The organism is Sphingomonas sp. (assembly GCF_025353885.1).
Lineage (GTDB): Bacteria > Pseudomonadota > Alphaproteobacteria > Sphingomonadales > Sphingomonadaceae > Sphingomonas_O.
Genome location: NZ_JANXNX010000006.1, coordinates 1 through 12,352 on the forward strand (window position 1 = coordinate 1; position 12,352 = coordinate 12,352).

At 60.5% G+C, this 12,352-nt stretch carries 14 protein-coding genes; 6 read left to right on the forward strand and 8 right to left on the reverse strand.

Going from position 1 to position 12,352, the window contains the following annotated elements:
* Positions 1–128 precede the first annotated feature (128 nt).
* The 3 genes from Q0R02_RS00755 (at position 129) to acnA (ending at position 4,337) form a co-directional block, all read left to right on the forward strand.
* Positions 129–1,130: a ligase-associated DNA damage response exonuclease gene (locus Q0R02_RS00755; protein ID WP_293879969.1), complete on the forward strand. Its 1,002-nt coding sequence runs from the start codon at positions 129–131 to the stop codon at positions 1,128–1,130.
* A 92-nt stretch (positions 1,131–1,222) separates the two neighbouring features.
* Complete coding sequence (locus Q0R02_RS00760; protein WP_293879971.1) at positions 1,223–1,558, forward strand: hypothetical protein; 336 nt, start codon at positions 1,223–1,225, stop codon at positions 1,556–1,558.
* 106 nt (positions 1,559–1,664) lie between these two features.
* Positions 1,665–4,337, forward strand: coding sequence for an aconitate hydratase AcnA (acnA, locus tag Q0R02_RS00765; protein ID WP_293879973.1), 2,673 nt, complete (start codon positions 1,665–1,667; stop codon positions 4,335–4,337).
* Between the two features lie 42 nt (positions 4,338–4,379).
* On the opposite strand, the gene Q0R02_RS00770 is transcribed toward acnA, so the two are convergent.
* Genes Q0R02_RS00770 through Q0R02_RS00780 form a run of 3 tightly spaced genes read right to left on the reverse strand, consistent with a single transcriptional unit; the run spans position 4,380 to position 5,590 of the window.
* Positions 4,380–4,598: a hypothetical protein gene (locus Q0R02_RS00770; RefSeq protein ID WP_293879975.1), complete on the reverse strand. Its 219-nt coding sequence runs from the start codon at positions 4,596–4,598 to the stop codon at positions 4,380–4,382.
* A gap of 53 nt (positions 4,599–4,651) precedes the next feature.
* Positions 4,652–4,999, reverse strand: a complete 348-nt coding sequence (locus tag Q0R02_RS00775; RefSeq protein ID WP_293879977.1) for a PilZ domain-containing protein — start codon at positions 4,997–4,999, stop codon at positions 4,652–4,654.
* A 54-nt stretch (positions 5,000–5,053) separates the two neighbouring features.
* The gene (locus Q0R02_RS00780) at positions 5,054–5,590 is read right to left on the reverse strand and encodes a peroxiredoxin (RefSeq protein WP_293879979.1); all 537 of its coding nucleotides are present in this window, start codon (positions 5,588–5,590) and stop codon (positions 5,054–5,056) included.
* 559 nt (positions 5,591–6,149) lie between these two features.
* On the opposite strand from Q0R02_RS00780, the gene Q0R02_RS00785 reads away from it, so the two are divergent.
* The gene (locus tag Q0R02_RS00785; protein WP_293880037.1) at positions 6,150–7,967 is read left to right on the forward strand and encodes an ABC transporter ATP-binding protein/permease; all 1,818 of its coding nucleotides are present in this window, start codon (positions 6,150–6,152) and stop codon (positions 7,965–7,967) included.
* Positions 7,968–7,970: 3 nt separating this feature from the next.
* Here the strand turns inward: Q0R02_RS00785 and Q0R02_RS00790 are convergent, their stop codons facing one another.
* From Q0R02_RS00790 to Q0R02_RS00805, 4 genes are all read right to left on the reverse strand, one after another.
* Positions 7,971–9,299 carry a hemolysin family protein gene (locus tag Q0R02_RS00790; RefSeq protein WP_293879981.1) on the reverse strand — a complete coding sequence of 443 codons (1,329 nt, stop codon included), beginning with the start codon at positions 9,297–9,299 and terminating at the stop codon, positions 7,971–7,973.
* Positions 9,300–9,361: 62 nt separating this feature from the next.
* Positions 9,362–9,820 carry a nucleoside deaminase gene (locus tag Q0R02_RS00795; protein WP_293879983.1) on the reverse strand — a complete coding sequence of 153 codons (459 nt, stop codon included), beginning with the start codon at positions 9,818–9,820 and terminating at the stop codon, positions 9,362–9,364.
* A 20-nt stretch (positions 9,821–9,840) separates the two neighbouring features.
* A complete protein-coding gene (locus Q0R02_RS00800) occupies positions 9,841–10,023 on the reverse strand; it encodes a YqaE/Pmp3 family membrane protein (protein ID WP_293879985.1) in 183 nt (60 codons plus the stop codon).
* Positions 10,023–10,259: a hypothetical protein gene (locus Q0R02_RS00805; protein WP_293879987.1), complete on the reverse strand. Its 237-nt coding sequence runs from the start codon at positions 10,257–10,259 to the stop codon at positions 10,023–10,025. Before Q0R02_RS00805 ends, Q0R02_RS00800 begins: the two co-directional genes overlap by 1 nt.
* A gap of 173 nt (positions 10,260–10,432) precedes the next feature.
* On the opposite strand from Q0R02_RS00805, the gene rpmB reads away from it, so the two are divergent.
* Positions 10,433–10,735, forward strand: a complete 303-nt coding sequence (gene rpmB / locus Q0R02_RS00810) for a 50S ribosomal protein L28 (protein WP_293879989.1) — start codon at positions 10,433–10,435, stop codon at positions 10,733–10,735.
* Between the two features lie 3 nt (positions 10,736–10,738).
* Here rpmB and Q0R02_RS00815 read toward each other — a convergent pair whose 3' ends face one another.
* Positions 10,739–11,725, reverse strand: a complete 987-nt coding sequence (locus Q0R02_RS00815; protein WP_293879991.1) for an esterase-like activity of phytase family protein — start codon at positions 11,723–11,725, stop codon at positions 10,739–10,741.
* A 125-nt stretch (positions 11,726–11,850) separates the two neighbouring features.
* On the opposite strand from Q0R02_RS00815, the gene Q0R02_RS00820 reads away from it, so the two are divergent.
* Positions 11,851–12,294, forward strand: a complete 444-nt coding sequence (locus tag Q0R02_RS00820; protein ID WP_293879993.1) for a hypothetical protein — start codon at positions 11,851–11,853, stop codon at positions 12,292–12,294.
* Positions 12,295–12,352 lie beyond the last annotated feature (58 nt).

A 12,352-nucleotide genomic window follows, 5' to 3' on the forward strand; every position in this document is an offset into this window, starting at 1 on the left:
GCTGCCATCATTTCGAGCTGATGACGTCGCGGCTGCCAGCCCTTGGCCGCAAACCAGTCGCCAAGCACCTGCGGCAGCGGGATGTGGTCGATCTTTGAATCCATGGGCATCGCATCCATATAGGGATCATGGCGCGTCTCGGAGCATGGATCGACCCCCAACCCTCAGGAATTTATATTCCTGTGATCGATGCTTGGGTCGATCCGTCGCGACCGGTGGCGCGTGCCCTGGTGACACATGGCCATGCTGATCACGCGCGGGGTGGGCATGAACAAGTCTGGGCGACCGCCGAAACACTGGCCATCATGGGCGTGCGCTACGGGGAACAGGCGGGCGCTCATTCGCTGGCCTATCATGAGCGGTGCCAAATCGGCGATGTCGGCGTGACCTTCGTCCCGGCCGGACACGTTCTCGGGTCGGCGCAAATCCTGCTCGAATATGCGGGCGAGCGGGTGGTGGTATCGGGTGACTACAAGCGTCGGTCCGATCCCACGTGCGCGCGGTTCGAACCGGTGCCCTGCGACATCTTCATCACCGAAGCCACGTTTGGATTGCCGGTTTTCCGCCATCCGGCGACGCGCGATGAGATGGGCAGACTGCTGGCGGCGCTGGGGGCCGAGCCCGACCGCTGCGTGCTGGTCGGCGCTTATGCGCTGGGCAAGGCGCAGCGGGTTATCGCCGAGCTGCGCCTGCTGGGCCATGACGCACCTATCTATATCCACGGCGCGATGCAGCGCCTGTGCGACCTGTACCGCGAATGGGGCATCGACCTCGGCGAACTGCGACCCGCGCTCGTAGCCAGCAAGGAAGAAATGCGCGGCCACATCATCATTGCTCCGCCATCGGCGCTGAACGACCGCTGGAGCCGTCGTTTGCCCGATCCGATCACCGCGATGGCGAGCGGCTGGATGCGTGTTCGCCAGCGCGCGGTGCAACGCAACGTCGAACTGCCGCTGGTAATTTCCGATCATGCCGACTGGGATGAACTCACCGAGACGTTGCTGGAAATCGCCCCGAAAGAGGTATGGGTCACGCATGGTCGTGAAGACGCAATTGTCCACTGGTGCATGACACGCCAGATCAAGGCCCGGGCACTCGATCTGGTCGGATACGAAGATGAGGACGACTAGGTCTGTTTTGCGGTCGTTGTGCTTGATGAGCCGGAACGTGGAGCTACGGCAATCGTTTATCCTTCGAAGCGGGAAACTTACGGAGGATTAAAGTGAGCGAAGGTATCAACCAGCCGAATTCAACCGACGACAGCATTCTGGACGGCGGCGATCGCACCGAGGAACTGACCCAGGCGCAGCAGGCCGGGTACGGCAACAAAGGTGGTCTGGATCAGAAGGTCGAAAACGCCAATATAACAGGCGGCAGCCATAGCGGTGGTGTCACGGCAGGATCGGCAGCGGGCGCCACCGATGGCGCGTCGGGCGACCTGGCGAAAGCCGATCCCACCGCTCCCGAAAAGTCGGGCTTCAGCTCGACTCAGGGCGACGGACCGAATTCGCAGAGCGGCGCGTCGGCAGGTTCGGGCGGCATGGGCCAGCGGACCTGACGAAATATATATTGCACTGCGGGGGAGCGGCAAAGGTTTCGCTCCCTTTTCGTTACATCTAACGCTTGCTAAGGCGACCCGACTCAACCGAGCAGGGAAAACCGCCATGACAGCAATCGGCCAGGATACACTCGCGACACGCACCATGTTGGAAGCGGGTGGCCAATCGGTTGCATATTATTCGCTTGAGAAGGCGGCGGCTAAACTTGGCGATGTTTCGCGGCTGCCCTTCTCGATGAAGGTTTTGCTTGAGAATCTTCTGCGTTTTGAGGACGGGGTTACCGTCACCATTGCCGATATCCAGGCGCTAATCGACTGGCAGGACGATCCGAAATCGACCCGCGAAATCCAGTATCGCCCCGCGCGCGTGCTGATGCAGGATTTCACCGGCGTTCCTTGCGTCGTCGATCTGGCGGCCATGCGCGACGCGATGAACGCGCTTGGTGGCGATGCCCAAAAGATCAATCCGCTGGTTCCGGTGCATCTGGTCATCGATCACTCGGTTATGGTCGACGAATTCGGCACCCCGCAGGCGGCGCACAATAATGTCGAGCTGGAATATGCCCGCAACGGTGAGCGCTACGAATTCCTGAAATGGGGTTCGAAAGCACTCGACAATTTCAAGGTCGTGCCACCCGGAACGGGTATCTGCCATCAGGTCAATCTGGAGCATATCGCGCAAGCGGTCTGGACATCGAAGGACAGTAATGGTGACCTGGTCGCCTATCCCGACACCTGCGTCGGCACTGACAGCCACACGACGATGGTTAACGGCCTGGGTGTTCTGGGTTGGGGCGTCGGAGGGATTGAGGCCGAGGCCGCGATGCTCGGCCAGCCGGTTTCGATGCTCATTCCCGAGGTCGTTGGTTTCAAGCTGACGGGCGTGCTGGCCGAGGGTATTACTGCGACGGATCTGGTTCTAACGGTCACGCAGCAGCTTCGTGCCAAGGGCGTTGTTGGCCGCTTCGTGGAGTTTTTCGGTCCGGGTCTGGACGCATTGTCGCTCGCCGACCGTGCGACGATTGCCAACATGGCACCCGAATACGGCGCGACTTGCGGCTTCTTCGGTGTCGATGATGCGACACTGACGTATTTGCGGCTGACCGGTCGTAGCGAAAGCGCGATTGCGCTGGTCGAGGCTTATGCCAAAGCACAGGGCTTGTGGCGTTATTCGGATGCGCCCGATCCGGTGTTCACCGACACGCTCGAACTCGACATGACAAGTGTCGTGCCATCGCTTGCCGGGCCGAAGCGTCCGCAGGACAAGGTCGCGCTGACGCAGGTCGACGACATTTTCAACAGTGAGCTCGAATCGGTTTACAAGCACGTCGGTTTCACGCGCGCGCCGGTTGAGGGCCGCAGCCATGACATCGGCGATGGCGATGTCGTTATTGCCGCGATCACGAGTTGCACAAACACGTCTAACCCATCGGTCCTCGTCGCCGCCGGGCTCGTTGCGCGCAAGGCGAATGCACTCGGTCTGAAGCCGAAGCCTTGGGTCAAGACATCGCTTGCTCCCGGCTCGCAGGTGGTGACTGACTATCTGGTGAAGTCGGGCCTGCAGGCCGATCTCGACGCGGTGGGCTTCAACCTTGTCGGTTATGGCTGCACGACCTGCATCGGGAACTCAGGACCACTTGCCCAGCCGATTTCGGATGCGATCAACAATAATGATATTGTTGCCGCGTCGGTCCTGTCCGGCAATCGCAACTTCGAAGGCCGGGTGTCGCCGGACGTTCGCGCAAACTTCCTTGCTTCGCCGCCGCTCGTCGTCGCTTATGCGCTCAAGGGCACGGTCACCGAGGACTTCACCAATACGCCACTCGGACAGGCGACCGACGGTACCGATGTTTACCTGAAGGACGTCTGGCCCACGAACGCCGAAGTCCAGGAAGTGATGGCGGCCAACATCGACCGCAGCATGTTCATGAACCGCTATTCGCAGGTGTTCTCGGGCGACAGCAAATGGCAAGCGATCGAAATCGAAGGGTCCGACACCTATACATGGCGCGCGGGCAGCACCTATGTTGCCAACCCTCCGTATTTCGAGGGCATGTCGATGACACCCGCCCCCGTGCAGGACATCATCGAGGCGCGGCCCCTGGCTATCTTTGCCGATTCGATCACGACCGATCACATTTCGCCAGCGGGTTCGATCAAGGCAGACTCACCCGCTGGCTCCTGGTTACAGGAGCATCAGGTCGCGCGGGCAGATTTCAACAGCTATGGCGCGCGCCGTGGCCATCACGAAGTGATGATGCGCGGCACATTCGCGAACATCCGTATCAAGAACGAGATGATCCCCGGTATCGAAGGCGGAATGACCAGCTACAAGGGCGAAGTCATGCCGATCTATGACGCCGCGATGCACCACAAGGCCGACGGCACGCCGCTGATCGTCATCGCGGGCAAGGAATATGGCACCGGATCGTCACGCGACTGGGCGGCGAAAGGGACTAATCTGCTCGGCGTGCGCGCGGTCATTACCGAGAGCTTTGAGCGGATCCACCGTTCGAATCTAGTCGGTATGGGCGTGTTGCCGTTGCAGTTTGCGGATGGCGTCACCCGCAAGACCTTGAAGCTGGACGGGACGGAGAGCTTCACGATTATGAAAGTCGCCGAACTCCGCCCGCGACAGGATGTCACCGTAACGCTGACCCGCGCCGATGGCACGGTCGAGGAGTTCCAGACACGGTGCCGCATCGACACCGTTAACGAGCTCGAATACTTCCTGAACGGCGGCATATTGCAATTTGTGTTGCGGAATCTCGCTGCCTGATTTGAACTGCCCGGCCGCGCGCCCGGGGCGCGGCGGCAGACACTACATCGATTTTAGAGAATCGACGGTATTACGCATCTGGTCTTCGGACATGGTCCCGTCGGGCACCGCTGCCGGCGTAATATTGTCAGCCACATTGGCGCTGTTTTGCGCTGGCGGCAGCGAATCGACCATGTCAACCGCTTGATAACAAACGAATAGGACGAACACGATCGCCCACCAGCGGTTGCCGAAAATGCGTCGAGAGGTGAAAGGCCACATTCGACCTGTCTAACAGAGTCAGGCTAACAGATCGTCAACAGTGCCTTGATGCGTTAGAGTTTGCGGTGTTGCGCCACGATATGGTCGAATACGGCATTGTGCAGCGGACGGTCGAACGCGCAGCCATAGGTAAAACCACGCCGCCAGGCGACGGTGCATTCAAGCGCTCCAAGCCCCGGGATCGTCACGAAAACGGCGCTGCCGGGTGTGAGGGTAAAGCTCGTCTCACAGCGGAAACCCACGACCGAGAGATCGATGACATCGACGTCGAAACGCTGTGACGAGCCTGGTTCCCGCAAGCCAGCCGCGAGCCGTACGTCGAGCCGCAATGCACGACGATTATCGCGCTGTCTTAACGCCCCACGTCCCATATTGTCCCCACCCTGGACCATTGCGGTCATCGCACCCGATATGCAGTGACGTGACTAAGTCCCGGAAGTTGCAGGGTCGTTAATTTAACGTGTTTTCAGCGCCCTGACCGCCGCCAGTGTTCCTGCCACATGTCCTTCGGGCTTCATCGCACTGTAAGAATAAGCGATCTTTCCGGTCTGCGCGATGACGAACGAGGTGCGGTTAGAGCGACCGAACAGCGGCAGCTTTACGTCATACCCCGAAATCATCGCCGGGTTTGCGACGGCCACGGCGAACTTGCTCCGGCATTCCTCGACCGAAAACTTGGCAAGCTTGTCGATGGGGTCGGCAGCGACGCCGATCAGCGTCGCGCCTGCCTTGGTGAAATCGTCGCTCGCCTCGGCAAATTCATGCGCCTCCACCGTGCAGCCAGAAGTGAAGGCGGCAGGAAAGAAGTACAGCACGACCGGCCCTTTTTTCAGGGCGCGGGCTAGGCTGAACTCGAAGGTCTTGCCGCCCTTGGCGCCCGGCGTCGTAAAATCCGGGGCAACGGCACCGACGGGCAACGCGGCAATGGCGGGGAGGGGCAGGGCAGCGAGCGCCACGGCAGAAAGGGCAAAAACGGGAAGCAAGGTGCGCATCGGAAATCCTTCTGGTCGCAATTCTGGTGGGAACCTAGCCGTTTTGCAGGCGTCTTCCAACTTGCAACGCATCGGGGTCGGTGCGGGCTTAGCCGATGTGCCGACCCGTGGCGAATTGTCATGATGTGTCGAAAGAGGACGATCCAAATTCGGGACGTTTGCCACGCTATCTTTGGTAGTGGACACCGCGAAAATCGCAGAGTGCGCGCTATGGTTTGCAAGGCATTAACCTTTGAAATTTTGTTGCCGGTCAGCTTGCTGCTGGCCGCGCCGAGTGTCGCAGAGGCGCAGGTCCGATCTAGAAACACTGCCCATGCGGAAGTGCGGGTTACCATCGTCCGGCCGGCCGTCCTGCGGGTGTCGGATCGGTTGACGCGGGTGGATGTTGGCAAGTCCGTGCAAGCGGCTGTCCCGAAGTCGACTGTCCGGCCCTGTGACGGCGAGCGCGCGGGCCAATGCCAACTGGTAATTTTCGACCTGCTTTGACCGCGATCAATCCGGGGTAGTCAATTCCGTCCAAACAGTAGCAATAACGGCGGCACCGCTCCATATGCAGCGCATGCCACCTGTCGTTGAAACTGGAAACAAGCCTGTCGCCGGCTTTGCATCGTTACGACGCTTTATGCCTTATCTCTGGCCCGCGGACGACCGGGCCCTGCGCATTCGGGTGGTGCTGGCGCTAGTCCTAGTGCTGGTGGCCAAGGGTATCACTCTGTCGATGGGATGGCTCTATAAATGGGCGATCGACCGCATGGTCCCGGGGATGGAGGCCAGCGCGCAGATCGCGATTGCGCTAGTCGTTGCCTATGCCGGGGCGCGCTTTGCAGGGGTGCTGTTCGACAATTTGCGCAACACGATCTTTGAACGAGTCGGACAGGATGCGACACGGCATCTTGCCAGCAACGTCTTTCGCCGCCTTCATGCACTCAGCCTGCGGTTCCATCTCGACCGGCGGACGGGCGCGGTCGCAAAGGTCATCGAACGCGGTACCAAGAGCATCGACACGATGCTTTATTTCCTGCTGTTCAACATTGCGCCGACTGTGATCGAGTTGATTGTCGTTTCGATCTTTTTCTGGGTAAAATTTGGCTTTCCGCTTGTTGCCGCGACGCTGGTGATGGTTGTTGCCTATATCTGGTTCACGCGCGCTGTGACCGACTGGCGAGCGAAACTGCGCGAAGACATGAACACCATGGACACCGGCGCTGCGGCCAAGGCTGTGGATTCGTTGCTGAACTATGAAACCGTTAAATATTTCAACGCCGAGGACCGCGAGACCGAACGCTATGCCCGGGCCGCGAAGTCCTATGCCGATGCGGCGGTCAAATCGGAAAACTCGCTGGCGTGGCTGAACGTCGGGCAATCGCTTATCACCAACCTGATGATGGCAGGCGCAATGGGTTATGTCGTGTGGGGTTGGTCGCAAGGCCGGTTCACAACGGGGGACGTCGTGCTGGTCAACACCTGGTTATCGCAGCTGTTTCGTCCGCTCGACCTGTTGGGCATGGTCTATCGCACGATCCGCCAGGGCTTGATCGACATGGAAGCCATGTTCGGCCTAATCGACACACCCGCCGAAATCGTCGACGTGGCTAGTGCGCCGCCGCTGGCCGTAGGCGAGGGCGTCGTCCGGTTCGAGAACGTGTCGTTCGCCTATGACAAGGACCGGCAGATCCTTCACGGCGTCGACTTCGAGATTCCGGCGGGAGGGACCCTTGCGGTCGTCGGGCCATCAGGTGCGGGCAAGTCCACGCTCGCGCGGCTGCTGTTCCGCTTTTACGATACGACGGGCGGACGGATCACGATCGACGGGCAGGACATTGCCTGGGTGGCGCAGGCCAGCTTGCGCGCCGCGATCGGGATCGTGCCGCAGGACACCGTGCTATTCAACGACACCATCGGCTACAACATCGCCTATGGCCGCGAAGGTTCGACGCAGGACCAGGTGGAGGACGCCGCCCGTGGTGCGGCGATCCACGGCTTCATCGCATCGCTGCCTGACCAATATGATGCCAAAGTTGGTGAGCGTGGGCTGAAGCTGTCGGGCGGCGAGAAGCAGCGCGTGGCGATCGCGCGGACTTTGCTGAAAAATCCGCCGATCCTGATCCTCGACGAGGCAACAAGCGCGCTCGACAGCCGGACTGAGGCTGAAATCCAGACGACGTTGAAGACCATTGCGGCGCGGCGCACGACCATCGTCATCGCGCACCGGCTGTCGACCATCGTTGACGCTGACGAGATCGTCGTACTGGATGCCGGCCGGGTCGTTGAGCGCGGTACGCATGGCGCCCTGCTGGTTAAGGGCGGCCTTTACGCCGAGATGTGGACGCGGCAGGCCGCAGAGCATGACCTTGAGGAAATGGCCGCCGCCGAATAGCGGCTAGTCTTCGGCGATCTCGGCAACGAGCAGCTTGTCGATCTTGCGTCCGTCCATGTCGACGATCTCAAATCGGAAGCCGCCGCTTGCAAAATGATCGCCGACACTTGGCAGGCGTCTCATTTGGGCAAGCGCAAGGCCAGCAACCGTAGCGTAGTCGCGGTCGTCGGGCAAAGTCAGCCCGATCCGCTCGGCCAGCGTATCGGCGGCGACCCAGCCAGATACCAGCAGGCTGCCGTCCTCGCGCTCGAAGATCGGCGGGTCGGTCTCGTCATCGGAATCGGAAGCGAACGCACCGGCAATCGCAGCCAGCAGGTCGGCAGGCGTGACGATGCCCTCCAGATGGCCGTATTCGTCATGGACCATCGCCATCGGCACGTCCGCATGACGCAGTGCCTCCAGCGCGTCCATCGCATCGACCTGGTCGGGCACGATCGGAGGAACCCGCATCAGCGCACGCAAGTCGATGGGTTCCCCGCTCACCACCCTGGCCAGGATATCGCGTGCCTGAATTACGCCAATAATCTCGTCCACCGACCCCGCAGCGACAGGCATCCGGCTGTGCGGCAGGGTCGCGAGCACGTTCAGCAGCATGTCGTGGTCCGAATCGACGTCGATCCAATTGATCTCGGTCCGGGGTGTCATCACCTCTCGCACCGGGCGGTCCGCGAGGCGGACGACGCCCGAGATGATCGCGCGCTCGCTCTCTTCGATCACCCCTGACTTTGATGCCTCCGCAAAGATCAGGTGAAGTTCTTCGGCGGTGACATGGCTTTCCGATTCGCGATTTAGGCCGAGCAGGCGAAAGATCAGTGCACTCGTCCCATCCAGCACCCAGACGATCGGTGCGGTCGCGCGCGATAGCCAAAGCATCGGGCGCGCCATGATCGCCGCGATCGGTTCGGGCTTGCGAAGGGCAAATTGCTTGGGGACCAGTTCGCCAATGATCAGCGAGACAAATGTCGTTAGTCCAATGACGATGATGAACCCCAGCGTGGCCGCTGTGTCTGCGGCGACCCCCAGCAAGCGCAGGCGGTCCCCCATCGGGCCACCCAGTTCCGCGCCGGAATAGGCTCCGGCAACGACCCCAATCAGGCTGATGCCGATCTGGACGGTGGACAGCAGCTTGCCCGGGTCAGCGCCCAGCTGCAAGGCAACGCGAGCGCCCGCCTTGCCCTTGCGCGCCATCGCTTCGAGCCGTGGTTTTCGCGCTGAGACGATGGCAAGCTCGGACATCGCGAAGACGCCATTTAACATCACCAGCGCGATGATGATGGCGACGTCGATCCATGGGAATGGCGTCAGGGGCAGTGTCGGGGTCGGTGTGGACATTATCGGTCGCATAAGCCTTGGCGGTATTCGCAAGAATTCGCAAGATTATCGTGGGGGGTTATCTATTCGATACGACGCTGGGCGAAGAATTTGCGCAACAGGCTAACGGCTTCGTCCTCGGCCAGACCACTCATGACTTCAGGACGATGATGACAGGTCGGATGCGAAAAAACGCGCGCGCCATGCTCTACGCCTCCCCCTTTTGGATCGCCGGCGCCGTAGAACAGCCGGTCGATGCGCGCATGCGAAATGGCCCCGGCACACATCGCGCACGGCTCCAATGTCACCCAAAGGTCGCAACCGATCAGTCGATCAGTCCCTAGCTTCACACCGGCCGCCCGGAGCGCCACGATTTCCGCATGTCCGGTCGGATCGTGGTCGACTCGCGTCCGATTGGCAGCAGTCGCAATCACATCATTGCCACGCATAATAACGGCACCAATCGGCACCTCGCCCGTGATCGCAGCCCTCGCCGCCGCGTTGAGAGCGAGGCGCATCGGGGCCGGAAGCGGAAAAACCATTCCCGGCCCTTAGCAGAAGATCAGGCTGCGGGGGAGATCAGCGTCAGATAAAGAGCAAAAATCATACCCGGCACGAACGCAACCAGCGTCAGCAAGCAGGTAATCCAAAAGGACTTCCCTATCGGACGATCAAGAAAGACGCCGAGTGGCGGCAGGAATATTGCCGCCAGCACAGCAAGTGGTTTGACGCGTCCTACTGCCATCAATTGGCTTTCTTCACGCCAATGGTTGGTGTTTCGATGGTTTCCTTGTGCGTGCCCACGGTGGGCACGTCCACGGTTGTCTTCTTCGTGCCGACTTCCACCTTACCGGTCTTGACGTCGAACCCCGGCATCTGCCCACCTTCGGCCCGAATCGCCGGCAGCTTGCCGTCCTTGGTCTTGTCGATATTGATGAAGCCCAGCGCAAACGCTGCGATCCCTGCAATGACGACAACCACCAAAAGTCCCAAAATTGCGCGCATATTCGTCTCTCCCTATTTAATGATAGGACCGTAACGAACAAGTCGCACCAGAGTTGCGTGGCGTCGCACACCGGGTCCGCGGTTGACGGCGCGGCGCTTTGCAGTTAGGCGCGCCTCCTTTCAGAACACAGTATTCAGGACGAACAACGATGGCGCGCATTTGCGAACTGACCGGCAAGGGTCGCATGGTAGGGAACAATGTAAGCCATGCGAACAACAAGACGAAGCGCACTTTCCTGCCCAACCTCCAGAACGTGACATTGCTCTCCGATGCGCTCGGCGAATCGATCAAATTGCGCGTTTCGACGCACGGTCTGCGTTCGGTCGAACATGTCGGCGGCCTCGACAATTGGCTGAACAAGACCAGTGAGGCCCAGCTGAGCCTGAAGGCGCAGCGGCTGAAGCGGAAGGTTGCCAAGGCCATCGTGGCAGCGACCGCAGCGGCAGCCTAACAATTACCGTCCTGGCTGGTTCAGGGCAAATTTAAGCAGCAACGTGCGCTGCCAACTTGCGAAATTGTCATCCGATACGATCCAGAGGACGGTCCTGCCGTTCTCCGTTTCGGCCGCGATTCCTTCGAAATTCTCTGACAGTGTCGGTGATTCGAAACGCGCAACGACGGGCCCTGTAATGACCGCGCTCCCCTTCAGCGTCCTGGGGTCCACGACCGTGATGCAAGCCGTGAACAGTGACAGAGGTCCAAAGCTGCGATTTAGGATAAGTATCCGACCATCGGACAACTCGGCCGCATCGGTCGGGCTGAACCCCGGGGGCGGCAGATAGCTCAGCCCACCGCGTGGAGTAGCCGGGTCGGTCGGATCGCCGATAAACAGCACCGCTGGACTGAGACGCCCACCATCTGGCGATCCCTCCGCAATCACTAGAAAACGACCGTCGCGCAATCGCACCATTGTTTCCGGTCCCCGGGTGCGTGACCATCCTGCCATCTGCGGCGGCTGTGCAACGCGTTCTCCGATCGAGAAGTCGGCGTTGGTCTGGCAAATGACATTGCGCGCCTCAAACCCGATCCACCAGTGGCCGGTCGCCGCATCATGCGCCAGCGACTCGGTGTCGCGTCCGGTCTTTGCAAAGCCACCACCACAGCCATCGGGCACCGGCATGATCGTCGCCGCCGAAACATGGCCGAACCGCCCGATGCGAAAACGCACCAGTCCTCCCGCGTCGCTTAGAGCGGTGACAGCGTTGCCTTCGACGTTCAGTGGCGACAGGCCCCCGAATGACGGATTGTCACTCTGTAACTGCCATCCGCCGAGATACGACAAGCCACCGACCTCGCGCCGTTCGGGATCGCCGGGATAGAGTGCGACCGGTCGGACATGGATCGTAATGGCGGCGGCGCCAATCGGCGTCAGGTCGTGCGTCGCCGAACTCCGCACGCACTGGCCAAGGAGCAGGACAAGGAAAAGAACCGACCACCGCATCGTCGGTCCATAGCCTGCCGTCGCTGTGTGAACATGAGATAACCGACTCGTTCAGCCAAGCTGCACGCGAATCATTGTAGTGCCCATCCAACGACGAGACTCTGTCGCTATCGAGGAGACGACCGATGAAAAAGCAACTGATCCAGATCGCTACCGCAGCGAGCATCGTTTTGACAGGTTTTGCGACGCCGGCGATGGCCCACGACGGTTATCGATCAGGGGATTATTACCAGGGCAGCGGTTATGGTGACCGGGGCTATCAAGATCGGGGCGATCAGGACCGCGGATATCATGGCCGTGGTTACGAGAATAACGAGAACGGCTATTACGATCGCGGCGGTAACTGGAAGGGTAATGACCGTCGCAATTATCGTCGGAACTACCGCGATTGCCGGGCAAGTTCGGGCACGACCGGAACGATCATCGGCGCCATCGCTGGAGGCTTGCTGGGGCGCGAAATCGGCCGTGGGGGACGGTATAATCGTCCGAGTGGAACCGGCCTGATCCTGGGTGCCGGCGCCGGCGCACTGGCAGGACGGGCAATCGACAAGAACGGCAGCTGCCGCTGAACAAATACCCTCGGGTCGCTTAGCGAGGGACGGGCCGGGCGGGAAACTGCCCGGCCCA